Source organism: Bremerella alba (assembly GCF_013618625.1).
Taxonomy (GTDB): domain Bacteria; phylum Planctomycetota; class Planctomycetia; order Pirellulales; family Pirellulaceae; genus Bremerella; species Bremerella alba.
Window position 1 is genome coordinate 82,363 of the sequence record NZ_JABRWO010000002.1, and the last position, 18,258, is coordinate 100,620.

Below are 18,258 nucleotides of genomic sequence, written 5' to 3' on the forward strand. Positions count from 1 at the left end.
GGTTGACTTAGGTTTCACACGGAAAAAAGAAAAGATGAAATTCGCGATGCAGGCGTTGATCGCCGCCGTAAGTCTAAGCATGCTCGGCGATTGGTCGGTCGGTGAAGAGTTTCCTGTCCCTCCGGATACCGAACGGTCGGCCGAGACGCCGATGGCCCCCAGCGACGTAATCGCCAAGACGAAGTTGCCTCCGGGGTTTCAGCTTTCGTTGGTTGCGGCGGAGCCGGATGTCCGCAACCCGATCGCGATGACGTTCGACGAGCGAGGCAGGCTGTGGGTCGCCGAGAACTTCAGTTGGGCTGGGGGCGGATTTGGCGGGTTCAAATCCGATGTGCGCGATCGGATCTTGATTTTTGAAGACGCCGATGGAGATGGAACGTTCGAGAAGCGGACCATTTTTTGGGATCAGGCGAGCAAGTTAACCAGCATCGAAGTAGGAAACGGAGGGATCTGGGCAATTTGTCTTCCCCGGTTGTTATTCATACCTGATAAAGACGGGGACGACGTACCCGATAGCGACCCAATCGTCGTGCTGGATGGCTTCGTAGACGGGAGCAGTATATCGCATACGCCTGCCAATGGACTCAAGTGGGGCCCCGATGGTTGGCTCTACGGACGGCATGGCATCTTAGGTACAAGTTTGGTCGGCAAACCGGGCGCGAGCGACTCCCAGCGTTTTGCGATCAACACCGGAGTTTGGCGTTACCATCCGACGCGTGAGGTCGCCGAGCCGGTCATGCACGGTATGACGAACTCGTGGGGATTTGACTTTGATTCGCATGGCGAGATGTTCGTCATCAACACGGTGATTGGACATTTGTGGCAGGTGCTCCCCGGTGCTCATACGAAGCGGATGTTCGGTATCGACATCAATCCTCATTCGTACCAATTGATGAAGCAGGTTGCCGATCACGTTCACTGGGACGAAGGAGAAGGCTGGTCCGACGTACGCAAGGGAGTGACCGACAGCACTAGCGAAGCGGGAGGTGGGCACGCCCATATCGGGCTTATGATCTATCAGGGCGATAATTGGCCAGCTGAATATCGCGATCGTGTCTACACACTCAATTTGCATGGCCGACGAATCAACACCGACCTGCTCAAACAGGATGGCGCCGGGTACGTCGCGACGCACGGCCCCGACTTTTGCTTTGTTGAAGATCCCTGGTACCGAGGGATGGAATTCATCACCGGTCCCGATGGCAGCGTCTTCATCGCCGACTGGAGCGATACCGGCGAATGTCACGATCACGATGGCGTTCACTACGGTAGCGGGCGAATCTACAAGTTGTCCTACGGCGATCAGCGCCCACTCGCGGCGTTCGACCTGAAAGAGAAAACGAGTTCCGAATTGGTATCGCTACTGGCACATCGCAACACATGGTGGGCTCGGCAATCGCGGCGACTCTTGACCAAACGCACCGCAGCAGAGGCAGAATCGACGGCGATTCATCACTTGCTGAAAGAACGTCTGCGGGAGACCAGCAATCCGATAACCCGAATTCGCTTGCTAGAGACGATTGCGACGACCGGTGCGGCGGACGAAGCGTGGTGGATTTCGGCTTTGGCCACCGAAGATGAATACCAGCGGTCCGCCTCGTTAAAATTCTTCGTTGATCTTATAACGCAAGCAGGTAAAGTCCCGTCCAAGGAAGTATTGCAAACACTCGAGAAACGAGCAGCGGTAGATCCGTCTGGGATCGTGCAGCTGCATCTGGCATCAACTTTGCAACGATTGCCGGTCGATCTACGATGGAAAATTGCCGAACATTTGGCGGTTCGACCGGAGTTTGCAACCGATGAACGATTGCCACTGATGGTCTGGTATGGGATTGAGCCAGCCGTGCCACGAGACCTAACAAAAGCGGTCGCGCTCGTGGAAAAGTCGGAGATGCCGCTCTTAGCAGAACTGATAGCGCGCCGCGTAACGCAGGAAATCGAGCGGGAACCGGCATCAGTCGATCGCATGCTGCAATTGGCTACGGCTGAAAAATGCCGCCACGGTGAAAGTGTCATTCGCGGAATTGCGCGGGGACTGAGCGGTTGGCAGAAAGTTACCGCCCCTGCGCACTGGGACCAGGCGGCGAAGAAGTTTGGGCAGTCGCCAAATGAAGAGATTCGTACTCTGGTGCAAAACCTGAGTGTCGTATTTGGGGACGGACGCGCGATGGATGAGATCCGTGCGATCGTAATTGATAAAACGCTTCCGACCGATGCACGCCGATCGGCACTTCGCTCTCTGTTGGTAAGTCCACCAGCCGACTTTGGTCCGACGCTGGTGACCCTACTAGACGAACCGGGCATGATGGTCGACGCACTAAAGGGATTGGCCCAGTACAACGATCCGACGATTCCCTCGAAGATCTTGCAGCGGGCAGGCAAGTTCGATGCCGCAGCCCGTACTGAAATGATTCAGACATTGGTGTCACGTACCAATTCCGCTCGGGCGCTGCTTGACGCGGTGGAGGCGAAGAGCATCTCGGCAAGCGAGATATCAGCATTTCAAGCGAGACAGATCGCCTCGTTTGAAGACGAAACGTTAACCCGTGACTTGACACGACTCTGGGGAGACTTGCGAGTAAGTGCTGCTGAGAAGCGTGACCAGATCGACGCCTATCGTGAAAAGCTATCGCCCGAAGTTTTATCGCAAGCCGATCTGACGGCAGGTCGCGTATTGTTTCAGAAAACGTGCGCTAGTTGCCATGTCCTGTTCGGGCAAGGAACTCTGCTAGGACCGGACCTGACCGGCTCTAATCGTAAGAATCTTGACTACCTACTTGAGAATGTCATTGATCCAAGCGCGAGCGTTGGTGCCGATTTCCGCACCGTCCTGATAGCAATGGAAGATGGTCGCGTCCTCAACGGGGTCATTAGCCAGATGAATGAGCGGACGATCACCCTGCAATCTCCACAAGAGACGATCACGATTGACCGACAAGAACTCGAAGAGATGAAAACGAGCCAAGTCTCGCTGATGCCGGAAGGGCAATTGCAAAAACTGAACGATAACGAGACCCGTGACCTGATTGCCTACCTCATGTCAGGCGTTCAGGCTCCTTTGCCACCGGACTAGCGAGAATCGGATTTTGCTGAAGAAGATAGAAGTCGACTTGCACGGGAAACACCTATTCCCCTTATCTGACGTTTATCGCGTCTTACCTTTGGTCGACGGTTTGACCTGCCACCGTCCGTCCGGCAGAATGCAGACAGTTGGTCGCGATCTTGTTCCCTCTTCCCGCGGAAGCCTTCCCATGCCGCCACTTCGCCTGCTTTCCCTGTTCGCCCTCGCTATTATTCTCCCCGCTGCAAACATCGCCTTATCCGCGGATCTCACTGATTGGCCAAAATGGCGGGGGCTAAACGATACGGGAAGCTCCCCGCTGGTTGGTTTGCCAATCGAGTGGAATGTCGAGAAGGTACTGTGGTAAACAGAGCTTTCCGGGAAAGGATGTTCGACTCCGATCGTTTGGCAAAACAAGATTTATGTCACCGCCCCGATCGACGGCAAAGACGCGCTGATTGCTCTGGATGCCAACGGCAAGCCGTTATGGAATGTTCAGTTCGGTAGCGAAAACCCCGGCAAGCATCGCAATGGCTCGGGTTGCAATGCTTCACCCGCCACGGACGGCGAGCATTTTTTCGTTTACTTCAAGAGCGGCACGCTGGCAGCAGTCGATCCCCAAGGAAAGGCCACCTGGAAAATCAATTTGGTCGAGCGTTACGGACCTGACACGCTGTTTTGGGATCACGGGACGTCGCCGGTGCTGACGCACGACTTTGTGGTCATGGCCCGGATGCACAAAGGCGAATCGTGGCTGGCAGCGTTTGACAAAGCCACGGGCGATTTGGCCTGGAAAGTCCCTCGCAACTACGAAACTCCGGTGGAATGCGATCACGGGTATTCCACTCCTGTCGTCATTGATTTTCAAGGTGAAGAGTCGCTTCTCACCTGGGGCGGCGAGCACCTCACGATCCACAACGCCAAAACGGGAAAACTCGTCTGGAGTTGCGGCGGCTTCAACCCCGAAGGCAATAAGCTTTGGCCCACGATCGCCACACCTGTCGTGGTGGGTGATGTCGCCGTGATCGCTTATGGTCGCAACGATCGAGGGATTCCTCGGCTTCATGGAGTGCGTCTCGATGGAGCCGGAGACGTCACTGCAACCAATCGCTTGTGGGACCGAGACGATATCGGCACGTTTGTTCCTTCGCCGGTCGTCTATCAAGGAAAGATCTATCTCGTGGGCGACAAAGGGAAAGTCACCTGTTTCGACCCCGCAACCGGCAAAACCATTTGGGAAGGCGCCTTTCCCAAACATCGGTCCCGCTACTACGGATCGCCGCTAATCGCTGGCGGCACCCTTTACGCCCCGCGGGAAGACGGCATCATCTTGGTCGCTGACATTCGCGATGGTTTCCAATTACTGGGCGAAAACGACATGGGTGAATCGGTGATCGCCTCGCCCGTGCCCGGTCCGGGTCGCCTTCTGATACGCGGCACGGAAACCCTTTTCTGCGTCGGGAAATAGCACACTCCGGTAACGGGACATTTATCACCAGCGATGAACGCCGTTGCACCTGGCTAGACTCCGAAGTATATCCTTAGGATGCTCGACGTTTTTGGTGCAAATGCGGTGATTCTTTCCGCGGCAGGGCTTATCAACGTGGTTCAGAATACCCCCCTCTTATCCCGGCAGCGGCGATTGCTATAGCTTGAATCAACGCATTCGCTTTTGCTAAGCTTTACTTTAAATACCTCGTTCAACCCTCCTCAATCGGATCGCACTTCAATCGTTTAATGAAGGTACGTTCCGGTTCTCAGCGACTGTGGAATTTATGCTGCGTTCTAGCTTCAATCGATCTTTCGTTTGGCCACTTCTGCTCATTCTTCTTGCATGTCCTCTGGCTGCGGAACAAGCGAAAGACCCGGCAAACAACCAAGACGAGCCCTCGAACGAAATCGACAATATTCTTGAGGGGCACTCACTGCACGGTGACGTGTTCAATGAGGGGCCTCGTCAGAAGGCTTATCTTATGGGCGGGACAGGTCGGGTCCGGTTTCCGATTAGCACGGAAGATCCCGACGTGCAAAAGTTCTTCGACCAAGGCCTGGGCCAGTTGTACGGGTTCTGGTATCTCGAGGCCGAACGTTCCTTTCGACACGCGGCATCGCTCGATCCCGACTGCGCAATGGCATACTGGGGAGCGGCGATGGCAAATCGCCGAAACGCGGATCGTGCGAAAGGCTTTATCGAAGAAGCGATCGCTCGCAGAGGCAACGCCGATGAGCGCGAAGGGATGTACATCGAAGCTCTTGCAGCCTACGTCAAATTCGACAGCAAAGAAAAAGATAAGAGGAACGATGCCTTCACGAAATCCCTTGAGAACATTCTCCTAGATTATCCCAATGACTTGGAAGCGAAGGCCTTGCTGGCATTGCACTTGTGGGAATCGAAGTCGTCAAGCACGAGTTATATCGCTGCCAATGCCCTGCTTGAGGACATATTTGAAGTCGAGCCCATGCACTCCGCGCATCACTTCCGTATCCACCTTTGGGACAAACGGCATCCAGAGATGGCCCTCGATTCGGCAGCCCTCTGTGGTCCGTCCGCACCGAGCATCGCTCACATGTGGCACATGCCTGGCCACATCTACTCCCGGTTGAATCGTTATCAAGATGCAGTTTGGCAGCAAGAGGCTTCGGCGAGGGTCGACCACGCCAATATGATGCGTGATCAGGTCATGCCAGATGAAATTCACAATTTCGCCCATAACAACGAGTGGCTCATTCGGAACCTGATTCATGTTGGACGGGTTCACGATGCAGTTGATTTGGCCAAGAACATGATCGAACTGCCGCGTCATCCTCGATACAACACATCTGCCAAGAAAGGGAGCACGAGCTACGGAAGAAGCCGATTGTTTCAAGTTCTCCGTACCTATGAGCTTTGGGATGATCTGATCGACTTGGCAAATACCTCCTACCTAGAGCCTACCGATGACGAGAGTGAACAAATCAAACGTCTTCGGTATCTCGGCTTGGCGCATTTTCAAACAGGAAACACGGAAGCCGGCAAGGCTCAAATAGCGCAACTCGAGCTTCGCTTAGAAACGCTAAAGGCCGAGGCAGATTCCGTTACGGAAAGTCCAAGTGAAGACACCGATCAAGAAGATGCCAAAAAATTGGCAGAAAAGGCTCGCAAGGAACTTAAGTCGAAAACCAAAAAGCTCGAAATAACCATCAAAGCTCTTAAAGGGCATGAGGCGATCGCGAATCAGGATTTCCAGAAGGGCTATGAACTTCTCAAAGATACCAGCGACGTCGATTCGGTCTATCTTGCTAGAGTTCAATGGCAGACCGGTGACCATGACCAGGCGATAAAAGCCTTGCAGAAGATTGTAGATTCCAGCAAGAACGAAGTTTATCCGCTTGCCGTACTCGCTGAGATTTTGTGGTTGTCCGGAAAAAAGAGCGAATGTAAGTCCGTGTTTGACGAATTGCGACAGTTCTCTGCCCAGATCGATCTTGATATTCCGGTATTTGCTCGCTTGACCTCCATCGCTGAAGAACTCGGCTTTAAAGTCGATTGGCGGATTCGTCGGCTCGCTGCGGATGACGTCGGAGACCGGCCGCCCCTTGATTCCCTAGGTCCATTGCACTGGCATCCTTCTGCTGCTCCTAACTGGGAGTTAAATGATGTTGAAGGCAACCGGCACTCATCAGCTGATTTTATGGGAAAGCCATATGTAGGCATCTTCTACCTCGGCTCCGGATGTCTTCATTGTGCTGAGCAGTTGCAAGCCTTTGCGCCGCGGATCACGGAATTCGAGGAAGCAGGCCTCGGGATGATCGCGATCAGCACCGACGATTCAAAAACGTTAAAGCAATCGATCGACAACTACGATGAAGTCGGGCTCCCGATTCCACTCGTGTCTGACGACTCGCTGAATGTATTCAAAGCGTTTCGGGTTTACGACGACTTTGAGGATCAGCCTCTCCATGGGACTTTTATCATTGACGGCAATGGGAAGGTTCGTTGGCAGGACATCAGCTACGAACCGTTCATGGACCCTAGTTTCGTGCTGGCAGAAGCGAAAAGACTTCTATCACAAGATTCCGATCCAAGGTCGAAATAACATCGTGTTCTTCGCTCTCCCCATGCTGAACTCGAACCTTTGGTTGGGGTCTTAGCGGATAGTCCATGCATGTGCCCCATGACGAACCGTCCAGGGAAAGCAACTGGTACTAAGAACATGGGTCGAGCAGTTTCACTCAAGCCCCAGTTCACGTCTGCCTCACTCTACCGACCCCAACACCCTATTAACCCGGAGGTAGTGTCTCTGGCAGATTGGTGAGACAAACGCGAAAATGAGCGATTGAGGGCTCTCGTTGAGAACGGCCGGGTTATGCCTCTCTGAGACAGAGAAAACCAAGAGGAGAAACCGCGTTTTCGCAAACCCTTGCGTGATCATGGGATAAATCGCCACACTTCTATCCCAGCTTAAGCGAAGCCACGAAAAAACCCTGGTTGAGCTTTATTCGCTAAACCAGGGTTTAAGTGGCGGGGGCCGGATTTGAACCGACGACCTCGAGGTTATGAGCCTCGCGAGCTACCTAGCTGCTCCACCCCGCGACAATGAGTACAAACAAGTGTTTACCTCGTTTGTGAGATGTTGAATTCTAGGGAATGAACACTCTTTGTCCAAGGGGGCCATCGGGGTTTTCTGCTTGTTTTGAACTGGTAGGCTATTCTCGCGTCAATTTTCCCCCGGAATTCCTGGCACAATCGTTATATTCACCGAATACGAGCGTGTCCTAAGTTCAGGAAAGGGATATCATTCTTTGGCGCGGGGATGATTGGCACCTAAATTCTCCTAAGCGCTACCATTGCAAGGGATTGCGGCAATTTACACGGAGTAGAGAATTACGTGACCGGAGACGAGAACACTTCGCAGGAACCCAGCAACTCTGGCGAAGATAAGAATCCGAGCGACTCAGGCTCAAAGAAGGCTCCCATTTCCTTCGGTGGTGCTCCTTCCAGCGCCGATGCCTGGAATGTTGTTCCTACTTCTTCGGTACCGGTCAGTAATCCTAACGCTCAACCACTTAAGACCCCGGCCCCCAAGCAGACCAAGAAGGTCCCGCTGTCTCCTCAGGCCCCTCCCTCCCCTGCACCTAAGTCTGAAGCTCAATCGCAGCCGGCAGAAACGCCTTCCGATCCCCCTTCATCCGATAAACGGCAACCAGCAGCAGGCGATCCGGCTACTACCCAAGCGAAAAAGGCGCAGCAGAAGCCCAAGCCGCAATCGAAACCTGCGTCGCGAGAAACGCCTCCGGCTTCCAAGCCAACGAAACCTGTCGAGGCTAAGGCCGCTACCCAATCACCAACCAAGCCGCAGTCGAAGCAGCAAGCACCGCAGCCCTCTCCTCAAGAGCCCTCTCCTCAAGAGCCCTCTCCTCAAGAGCCCACTCCCCAGAAGCCGAGCACCAAAGGACGCAAGCTTCCTAAGATTCCGATCGTTAAAAAACGTGCGGCCGCGGCCCCGTTGGTCGAACCAGAGACGCCGGAGGACGTGCCGCTGATCGACAAGATTCGCGGGCTCGCACTCCACGAGACCCCGGCCTGGGCTGTAAGCCTGGTCATTCACTTTGCCATTGTCATCTTGCTGGCTCTTTTTACCGTTGCGTCGTACCAACAGGACGTTCACACGGTCGATGCGACCTATTCCGAGGAATTGGGAGAACAGCTTGAACACGACATCCTTGTGCTTGATACAGAAGAATTTGAAGTCGATGCTAATTCTGGGGCGCTTGAAACGCTGATCGATACGCAAGAGATGCCGCTACCGAGATCGCTCATGAATGTCGATCTGATCGGCAGCGAAGCCGCCAAGTTGGCCGAGCAAGATACGCCAGGCGTCGACCTGAAAGCGCGGGGCGACGGGGCCACGCGGCGGGTCCTGCTGAAAGCCTATGGTGGCAACGCAACCACCGAGCAAGCGGTTGCCGATGCACTCGATTGGCTGAAACGCAATCAGTTGAGGGACGGTTCTTGGAGTTTGAAAGGCGACTACCCCGACGGCTCAAGTATCGAGAACAAAGTTTCGGCAACGGCCATGGCGCTGCTCGCCTTCCAAGGTGCCGGCCACACCGATCGCGCCGGCACCCACGCAGCAACGGTCGAAAAAGGCTGGCGATACCTCTTGCGACAACTCGATGCCGACGGGAGCTTTCTCCAAGGGGGATCGATTCCGAACCAGCATCGCCCTTATACGCAAGCGCAAGCGACAATCGCCCTGTGCGAACTCTACGCAATGACCGGCGATCCCAAGCTAAAACCCAAAGCCCAGGCAGCCATCGACTATTCTCTAGCCTGGCAGGCACCCGAAGGTGGCTGGCGTTATACGCCGGCGATTGAGTCCGACCTTTCGGTCACTGGTTGGTTTCTCATGGCGCTGCAAAGCGCTCGGATGGGGAAGCTCAATGTGCCTGAGCAATCGTTGGCCGACGTCGATCGATTTTTAGAAACCGTTTCGTCGACGCCTCTTGAGGGTCAGGACTTCCAGATCGGTAGTCGCTACCAATATCGTGACTCCCGGGCTGAAAAGGCAACGCCCACAATGACAGCCGAGGGCCTGCTCTGCCGACAATATTTAGGCTGGAACCAAGATGACCCACGGCTTATTGAAGGGATGGACTATCTTCTGGAAAATCCCATCCGGTGGGAAGCGCCGAACGTCTATTACTGGTACTACGCCACGCAGGTAGCTCATCATATGGAAGGAGATGCCTGGCGAAACTGGAACCAAGAGATGCGTCAGACGATTCCAGTGAATCAGGTAAAACGCGGCCGAGAAAAAGGGAGCTGGGACCCTGCCCGTGATGACAACGGCGTGAAGGCCGGCCGTCTGTTTATGACCTGCCTGTGCACGTACATGCTGGAAGTCTATTACCGGCATCTGCCGATCTACAGCAAACACCATTTCACTGGTGGATAACTTTCCGATTCTCTGAAGCAAGAAACAAAAAACGCCCTTGCTTCCACTGCGCCAGCTAAGTGAAAACAAGGGCATCCAAGTTTTGATCCACCGATTACTTACGCAGAATCACCCAGACAGCGTGAATAATACCGGGGATGTAACCAAACAGCGTCAGCAGAATATTCAGCCAGAAGTGAAGTCCTAGCCCCACTTCAAAGAAGACGCCGACAGGGGGAAGAATGATGGCCAACAAAATTCTAAGAACGTCAGCCGTTCCTTCATTTTTCGTAACAGCGGTCATTGGTAATTTTCCTTCGTAACAAGGGCAAGTTCAAAGTAATTAGGCGAGGGGCATTTAAGTCCCCAGCTTCAGGATGCTCGGCGATGTGCGTCTCGGATGGCTCGCACCCGCTCGTGGGCCGCACGAACACCACTGTACTGACGATGAAGAATATCGCTGACGGCCGAGCCAGGCTCACGTTTCAGGACTTCTTCGTATTTCTGTTGAATGTTTTCTTCTGCGCTTTCCGCCTCGCTAAGCATCGTGGCGGTGCCAGCTCCGAGTGCCGAGCGAAGGCCAATCACGAAGCGGTGATAGGTCCCAACGACGCTAACGGTGTCGTCAGGCTTCTCGCGGTTGAAGTTCATCAGCGACTCCAACTCGGCGACATTTCGGTTTCGCTCGCTGGCAAGTTCACGAAACATGATCGCCACAGAGGCATTCGCCGTGGCATCGGCTAATTCCTGGAAAGTATCGCGGCTGTCGACGTTAATCTTGAACAGCTCTTGCACGGATGCGAGCGTTTCCGGGTTCAATTTTGTTTTGGTTTCGAGTGTCATGTCCTGCTCCTCTTCCACACCGAGGTTTCGGCGATTCGCCAATCAGTGATCCTTCTTGGACAATCCGAGAAGTAGTTAACTCAACTGCAATCATCATGCCAGTTCGCAAATACGGCCTGGTTTGCCCCCTACAAAAAGAAAAGTTGATCGTGCGGCGAACGCATTGGTCGTCTGAGGGCAAACAAGCTAGGGCCACGAGAAAGGGGCATCGACCAGTGATCGATACCCCTTCGTTTCTTATTTTGCGATCGCCAACTGTTTGGGATCGGATCGGACCATCAACTGTCGCTTTATTACGAAGCGTCGTTCTCAGGCTCAACCGGTTGCGGACGTGTTTCTTCAGGAACCGGAGTGATCGTTTCCTGGTCGTTATCGGTTGTTAAATTGTCGGATGCTTCTTCACTGGCTTGTTCCACCGAATCTGCAGAATCCTGGATGAACTTTTCAGTCGCTTTGACCGCTTCGTCGGTGTCTTTCTTCAATTCCGTCTTGTTGATCTCGATCGTGCTTCTGTCAGGAGAATCACTCATCGTGACCCACCCGAAAGCCAGTCCCAGACCAGCGAATATCAAAACGAGTACGGCAATGGTTGCCAGAATACCGGCGAGAGCGCCACCATTTCTACGATTGATCATCATTTCGTTCCCTAAGTGATTGGTTGATTGCACGCGACCAGTTCGAGGCATTGCTAAATCGAACACGATCAAAAGCGTGGTTTAAGAACGAAATGCAGGTTGCATGCCAAGAGGGCAAATTGAATCGGATTGGGTCTTTCGCCCTGTCTATAGACGCCCGAACCACTTTATAGAGGTGATTCGAGTCAAGCTGATTCCATTTCGATCAAGCTTGCTCATCTTCCTGCGTTTTCCTGCCCCCATAGCGATATCAAGACAAAGGATGGCCGAAATACTGAGCCGTTATGCCGGTTGTGGCACGACTTTTGCGGTTAGATTGTTTACCTATTCAGCTTAGCACCTACATCGCAGGAGATACTAAAATGGGTCTGCTAGAGATTATCCTACTGATTGTTTTGATCATGATTTTAATGGGAGCCGTTCCGGCATGGCCGCATAGTCGAAACTGGGGTTACGGACCGAGTGGCGGTATCGCTACGATCCTGGTCATTGTGCTTATTCTCATCTTACTGTTCTGATCCGAAGCATCTTAGGACCAACCTTCCCCACAACATCGCTTGAACGGGACATGGTTTCAAAAGCCAATGGAAATGGTAAGGTCATGCGATCCAAAATGTACTATCAGTAACGGTACAACTCCTTAGCCTGAGAGATCCGCAAGGATCTTGATGGCTCGAGTTAGACACTAAAAGAGTTAGGTCATAAACCCCGATGTCGTTACATCCGCCCACCGGAAGAATTTGGGACGAACGGCTGAGGTCTATTCTTGACGCATCTCCGGATGCCATCATTGCCATCGACGACGCCGGGGCAATCGTGGATTGGAATACCAGGGCAAACAAGACATTTCTTTGGCCGAGTCAAGTTTCTCGACTGCGGCTAACCGATCTATTCAAAACAGAAGCCCTGCATGAGATCGTTTCTACCATCCGCGCACTGACCGATACGGACCGTAGTGGTCAGCGTCTCGAACTGGTCGCACGCAGATCGGATGGCAATCTATTGCCTGTCGAACTCTCGATCAGCCGCGTTACGATTGCCGACAAGACGTATTTCAATGCGTTCGTGCGAGATATCACGGAATGGCGGCGAGAAGAGGAAATCAACAGCAAGAAGCTGCTCGAGGCCGAACTGTTAACCCAAGCGACCTCGCATGCTGCCACCGCCGAGACTTTCGCAGAATCACTGCAAAGACTCTTAGATCTTATCTGTACGCAGATTGAGTGGCCCTTTGGTCATGTCTGGATGCCTTACGATTCGGGGCTGATGCTTTCTTCGTCTCACATCTGGCATCGAGAAACGGGCCTCGATATTTCGGACTTCGTGAACAAGACTCAAGCCACCATTTTTCGATATGGCGAAGGCCTACCAGGAACCATTTGGAAACGCCGTGAACCTGTCTGGATGGAAGAATCCGAAATCACGGCGATGATCCGTATGAGAAGCTATGACGGCATTCCTATTCGCAGTGCATTTGGATTTCCCGTGATCGCCGATGGCGATGTCGTTACGATTCTCGAGTTCTTCCATACCGATAAGGTCGAACAAGATCAGGCGCTACTCGACATAGTCCGTCGTGTGGGTGTCGAGATGGGCAAAGTCGCTCAGTCGCGACGGTTTGAACAGCAGCGCGCGAGGCTGGCCGCCATTGTCGATTCCTCGTACGACGCCATTATCGGCAAGTCGCTCGATGGCCGGATTACCAGTTGGAATTACGGCGCGGAACTTGTCTATGGGTATTCCGTCGAAGAAGCGGTCGGGCAAATGTCTGATCTGATTCTTCCCGAGTACCAAGAGAACGAAGAGCCTGAGATCTTAGAAGCTATTTCTCTAGGGCGACGCCTGGAAGAGTTTGAAACGGTTCGCGTCCGGAAGGATGGTCGTAAAATCCCGGTTAGTGTCACCATGTCTCCCGTGGTCGACACCAAAGGACAAGTCGTTGGTTCGTCGACGATTGAACGCGACATTACTGAGCGCCGCCGTGCTGAAGAGGAACTACAACGTGCCCGAGACTCGGCCATTCGTGCCAGTCGTACGCGGGCCGAGTTCCTGGCCAATGTGAGCCACGAACTTCGTACGCCGATGAATGCCATCATAGGGATGACCTCGATGGCTTTGGAAGAAGAACTCACGCCGCAGCTGCACGATTATTTAACGACTGCGAACGATTCGGCGTATTCCCTGTTGACGTTGTTAAATGACATTCTCGATTTCTCGAAATTGGAATCGGGGAAATTTTCGATCATCAAAGAGAATTTCAACCTGGCCGACGTCGTCGAGGAATCGATCAAAACCCTCTCTAGTCAGGCCTTTGCCAAAGGCTTGGAACTGGTCTGTCGCATTCCGCGTGATCTTCCCCGAGAGGTCATCGGCGACGGCATCCGGCTGCGGCAGATACTCACCAATCTTGTCAGCAATGCCATCAAGTTCACCGAACAAGGCGAAATCGTTGTCGCTGTCGAAGTCGTTCGTATCTGGCCCGACGAAGCACGATTTCGCTTCACGGTTCGAGATACGGGAATTGGCATCCCGGTGGAAGAACAACAGCGAATTCTCGAGCCATTCACCCAGGTCGATTCCTCGTCGACCCGTATCCATGGTGGTACCGGTCTGGGCTTGGCGATTAGCTCGGAACTGCTGCGGATGATGGGGGGCCGGCTTTCGCTGCAGAGCGAAGTGGGACAAGGAAGCCTTTTTTCGTTCCGGCTTTCCTTCGATCTGCCAGTCAGCCAAAGCATGGACACAATCCATTCGCTGCCGTTCGATAAGCTTCGAGACCTGCCGGTGCTGGTCGTCGACGACAACGCCACCAACCGAAAGATCATTGCCGAAACGTTAACCACCTGGGGCATGAAACCGCTCACCGCCAACGACGCGCAGCAAGCGATGGGCATCTTGCGACAAAACCTGGAAAACGACATGTCGTTTCCCCTGATCATCGTCGATGCACTCATGCCAGGAATGGACGGCTACGAGCTTTCCCGGGAAGTCCGAAAGCTACGCCCCGATTCCGAATCCCCTGTCATCTTGATGGTCTCTTCGGCGGATCGTAGAGAGTTCAAAGAGAACGAAGCTTCTACCGAGATTGCCGCTTACATTCAAAAGCCAGTCACCCAAACCGAGCTCATTCGCTCGATCCTGCGGGCCATGCGGCTCACAACGCAGCAACCGGTTGATTCTAAACCCGCCCCTGGTACGCAGAAGCCACTCGCTTCCCTGTCGGTGCTTCTGGCCGAAGACACCCCGGCCAATCAAAAGGTCGTGACGACGATGCTCAAGAAGCGAGGACACAGTGTGACCGTCGCTCAGAATGGGCGAGAGGCTGTCGAGCTGTTTAAGAAGCAGCCGTTCGACGTCGTCCTGATGGACGTTCAAATGCCGATCTTAGATGGGTTTCAGGCAACCAGCGTAATCCGAGCCCTCGAACGCGGTTCGGATATCACGACTCCGATCATCGCCATGACCGCCCACGCCATGCGTGGAGACCGCGAGAAGTGCCTGGAGGCTGGAATGGACGCCTACGTTGCCAAGCCGCTCGATGTGAAACAATTGCTAGGCTTGGTCGAAAGCGTGGCCGAAGATCGCTCCGCTGCCTCTACCAACGGACATGCGGCGCCACAGGATGAAAGTTTCGGTTCCAATTCAACTCCGATCGTCGACTACGCCGGGGCCATGAAGCGGCTAGGAGACGATGCCGAGTTATTCCGGGAATTCATCGTCTACTACGACGAAGATGCCAAGCAGCTTCTGCTAGAGATTGAAGAATCGATTCGGTCCGAGGCCACCGGCGATCTTCATCGCGCCGCTCATAATCTGAAGGGACTCGCCTCAAATCTCGGAGCCCAGCGGGTTGTTAACGCGGCGTACAGCCTAGAACGCATCGGCAAGAATGGCGAGATTCTGAAAGCTCGCGAAGCGCTCGGCCATCTTAAAAGCGAGATGGAGCGGTTAGATACGGCTCTGCAAAACTATCGCTCTTAGGCCATTTGGTTCAACCAAGACCATTCTGAGCCTGTTTTGGACCGTTCTCGACCACGCCAGGAAAGCATTTGGCTTCTAAAGTGGTCTTAATAAGGACTTAGCCCTTATTTCCGAGACTTTCTGACGCGAAAAACATCTTTGGCACGCAATCTGCAACTAGTGGTTGGCAGAACTAAGCCGGAACACGAGCAGCAAGCTCGCCGGCTTTCAAAGAATCAATCACTTATTCCAAATAAGGAAATGAGCCATGTTAAGTTGGGCCATTATGTTTCTCGTGATCGCACTGATTGCTGCCGTACTTGGTTTTGGTGGCGTTGCAGGTGCAGCCACAGGTATCGCGAAGATCCTGTTTTTCGTCTTCCTAGTCTTGTTCCTGATCAGTTTGGTCTCGGGTGCGATCCGTCGCCCCGTCTCCTAACCTACGACATGGGATGGGAGGGTTGGTTTTGCCAGCCCTCCCTATCCGTTTGTCGCCACTCATCCATGCGAGGAAATCACTCCAGATTCAACAACCACAACAGCTGCAGGAAGCAACCTCGTTGAAACTGGACTTTACTCGATTGAAAGCAAAGAGCAGACCATGGACGCCAACTCTGACAACCGAAACGCAACTCCGCCCATCGTGACCGAAGTCATTCAAGGCTTGCACGAATTTCAGATGGTGCTTGTAGATTCGGCTGGAAAAGTCAGTGACGCGGATGTAGCCAGTCGGCTCTTTACATTGGCCCAGCAGCATGGCGAAATGGAAAGACAGTTACGCCTGATGAGCTGCACTTCCGTTCAAGAAACACCTACTCAGCCATCTCCCTTCCTGAATCAAATCTATTCGCTAGGTGCACGTCTGCGGAAGTTTGGCGACTTCTCGCAATCTCAACTACTGCTCTGCGAAATCATCCAAACCGAAGACCGCATGATTCGTCGCTTCCGTGCTCTTATCGATCAAGTGACCGATATCAAATGGCGGCATCGCCTGGCGCGCCAGCTCGATCATTTACTTAACGTGCGTGAAAGCCTGAGCCGCTTCGGAAAACGCAAATCAAACCAAAACGCGTCGTTCAACATGGACGTTCGTTAGAGCTGGTTTTAAAACCGTTTTCCAGGACGAGGCGGTTAGATCAAACACAGATGCGCGGAGGTCGAAGCAGGCGAATCCACTAGATTCGTCGATGCAGGGCGACAAAGCAGCAATGTTTGAGATGGCAGTCGCAGCCGAAAAGAGGTTTGAAACAGGCTCTAGTCGTCTGAACTGATCACGTGGTCAATCGAAATGCTAAGTGATCGAATCTTGTTGCGTAAGCTCCCGCGGGTAATCCCCAGTCTTTCGGCTGCTTTGGACTGATTCCCTTCGGTCACCGTAAGCACACGCGTCAAAAGCTGACGTTCCATCCACTCCAATGCTTCGGCGTACATCTCCGTAGAGTCGGAGGTCTCTAAGGTGCGTAAGAACTTGCGGAAGTCAGAGCCTGAGTCTATCTCGGCAGGCGTCTCGGCCACCGGTGTTTTCGCTGTACCGTTTTCGTGCAGCTCGGTCGGAAAGAACTCGGGTACCAGCACGGGGCCCATCGCCATCAGCATGGCTTTTCGCAGTACCGCTTGCAGTTCGCGAATATTGCCAGGCCACGAGTAACTCAACAGCATTTCGACCGCGTCGTCCGAGATGCCGGAAACTTCCTTCTTAAGCGACTTGTTAAAACGTGACAGGAAGTGTTCCAGCAACAGCCGAATATCATCTTCCCGTTGACGCAGCGGAGGCAGATTAATCTGGAACGTGTTCAGCCGATGATAAAGATCGAGCCGGAACTCGCCATCTTCAATCATCTGTTCCAAGTCGCGATTGGTTGCCGAAATAATGCGGACGTCGGTTTCGATGGTTTCTGTGCCACCAACGCGTTCAAACTTCTGCTCTTGAAGCAAACGCAAGACCTTACTCTGGGTCGAGGGAGACATGTCCCCGATTTCGTCCAGGAAGATCGTACCTCCGTTGCATTGCTCGAACTTGCCGATGTGGCGCCGATCGGCACCGGTGAACGCCCCTTTTTCGTGACCGAACAATTCGCTTTCGAGCAAGGTATCCGACAGCGCCGCACAGTTGATCGCCATGAAGCATTCATTGCGGCGACCGCTGTGGTGATAAATGGCCCGGGCAATCAGCTCTTTACCTGTCCCACTTTCACCCAGAATCAGTACGGCCACATCTTGGGGTGCCACGCGACCGATCTTCTTGTAAACGTCTAACATTCCCTGGCTGCGGCCAACCAGCAAATCCCCCTTCTCAGAGGACGTCGACGCTTCTTGCATATGCACGGGCGATTGCATTAAGCGCCGCGTGTCGAAGGCCCGCTCGACCAGGTCTTGAACATCTTGTTTGTTCAGCGGCTTGAGCAGGTAATCGTAGGCCCCACGCGACATGGCCTGAATGGCCGTATCGCTGTCGTTCATGGCGGTAATAAAGATGATCGGCAGCTTCGGATCAAGATGCCGAATCTGGGTCGCTAGTTCCAAGCCATTCGCTTCATGCAGCATGATGTCCAGCAGAAGCGCATCGGGGGCCTCGTTCCGAATCGAATCGAGACCATCTTCGGCCGTGCCGCAAGAGATCACGGCCACGTCCATTTCCTCGAACGTTTTTTCGACCAAACGATGGACCGTTCGGTCGTCATCGATCACTAGCAATTTTGGCATTAACGGGCTCCTGGCCTGGGCTTTGCCTAAATGTAGTCAAAAGGTCTCTGGTTCAAATAACACGCCTAATTATTAGAGCGATCAAACCATGACCCTTCAAGCACTTAGGTATAACTTGGATGCTCATCATGTCCGAGGG

At 53.4% G+C, this 18,258-nt stretch carries 11 protein-coding genes, 1 tRNA gene and 1 pseudogene; 8 read left to right on the forward strand and 5 right to left on the reverse strand.

Annotation, left to right across the window (positions count from 1 at the left end):
* The first annotated feature begins 34 nt into the window (after positions 1-34).
* The 3 genes and pseudogenes from HOV93_RS03620 (at position 35) to HOV93_RS03630 (ending at position 7,137) form a co-directional block, all read left to right on the forward strand.
* Positions 35-3,073, forward strand: a complete 3,039-nt coding sequence (locus tag HOV93_RS03620; RefSeq protein WP_207395106.1) for a PVC-type heme-binding CxxCH protein — start codon at positions 35-37, stop codon at positions 3,071-3,073.
* Between the two features lie 370 nt (positions 3,074-3,443).
* Positions 3,444-4,529: pseudogene (locus HOV93_RS25605) on the forward strand (outer membrane protein assembly factor BamB family protein); the annotation flags it as partial.
* A 307-nt stretch (positions 4,530-4,836) separates the two neighbouring features.
* Complete coding sequence (locus HOV93_RS03630; protein ID WP_207395107.1) at positions 4,837-7,137, forward strand: peroxiredoxin family protein; 2,301 nt, start codon at positions 4,837-4,839, stop codon at positions 7,135-7,137.
* Positions 7,138-7,560: 423 nt separating this feature from the next.
* Here the strand turns inward: HOV93_RS03630 and HOV93_RS03635 are convergent.
* Positions 7,561-7,634: transfer RNA gene (locus HOV93_RS03635), tRNA-Met, on the reverse strand.
* A gap of 295 nt (positions 7,635-7,929) precedes the next feature.
* Between HOV93_RS03635 and HOV93_RS03640 the strand changes: the two genes are divergently transcribed.
* On the forward strand, positions 7,930-9,999 hold the full coding sequence (locus HOV93_RS03640) for a prenyltransferase/squalene oxidase repeat-containing protein (RefSeq protein ID WP_207395108.1): 2,070 nt from the start codon (positions 7,930-7,932) through the stop codon (positions 9,997-9,999).
* A gap of 94 nt (positions 10,000-10,093) precedes the next feature.
* On the opposite strand, the gene HOV93_RS03645 is transcribed toward HOV93_RS03640, so the two are convergent.
* The 3 genes from HOV93_RS03645 to HOV93_RS03655 form a co-directional block, all read right to left on the reverse strand.
* Positions 10,094-10,282, reverse strand: a complete 189-nt coding sequence (locus HOV93_RS03645) for a YqaE/Pmp3 family membrane protein (protein WP_207395109.1) — start codon at positions 10,280-10,282, stop codon at positions 10,094-10,096.
* A gap of 68 nt (positions 10,283-10,350) precedes the next feature.
* A complete protein-coding gene (locus tag HOV93_RS03650) occupies positions 10,351-10,863 on the reverse strand; it encodes a PA2169 family four-helix-bundle protein (RefSeq protein WP_207395110.1) in 513 nt (170 codons plus the stop codon).
* 251 nt (positions 10,864-11,114) lie between these two features.
* Entirely contained in the window at positions 11,115-11,459 is a 345-nt protein-coding gene (locus HOV93_RS03655; protein WP_207395111.1) for a hypothetical protein, read from the reverse strand.
* Positions 11,460-11,818: 359 nt separating this feature from the next.
* Between HOV93_RS03655 and HOV93_RS03660 the strand changes: the two genes are divergently transcribed.
* The 4 genes from HOV93_RS03660 (at position 11,819) to HOV93_RS03675 (ending at position 16,512) form a co-directional block, all read left to right on the forward strand.
* Complete coding sequence (locus HOV93_RS03660; RefSeq protein ID WP_207395112.1) at positions 11,819-11,974, forward strand: DUF3309 family protein; 156 nt, start codon at positions 11,819-11,821, stop codon at positions 11,972-11,974.
* Positions 11,975-12,167: 193 nt separating this feature from the next.
* A complete protein-coding gene (locus HOV93_RS03665) occupies positions 12,168-15,437 on the forward strand; it encodes a response regulator (RefSeq protein WP_207395113.1) in 3,270 nt (1,089 codons plus the stop codon).
* A 247-nt stretch (positions 15,438-15,684) separates the two neighbouring features.
* Positions 15,685-15,855, forward strand: a complete 171-nt coding sequence (locus HOV93_RS03670) for a DUF1328 domain-containing protein (protein WP_207395114.1) — start codon at positions 15,685-15,687, stop codon at positions 15,853-15,855.
* A gap of 162 nt (positions 15,856-16,017) precedes the next feature.
* Entirely contained in the window at positions 16,018-16,512 is a 495-nt protein-coding gene (locus HOV93_RS03675; protein WP_207395115.1) for a hypothetical protein, read from the forward strand.
* Positions 16,513-16,670: 158 nt separating this feature from the next.
* Here the strand turns inward: HOV93_RS03675 and HOV93_RS03680 are convergent, their stop codons facing one another.
* Positions 16,671-18,119 carry a sigma-54-dependent transcriptional regulator gene (locus tag HOV93_RS03680; protein WP_207395116.1) on the reverse strand — a complete coding sequence of 483 codons (1,449 nt, stop codon included), beginning with the start codon at positions 18,117-18,119 and terminating at the stop codon, positions 16,671-16,673.
* Between the last annotated feature and the right edge of the window lie 139 nt (positions 18,120-18,258).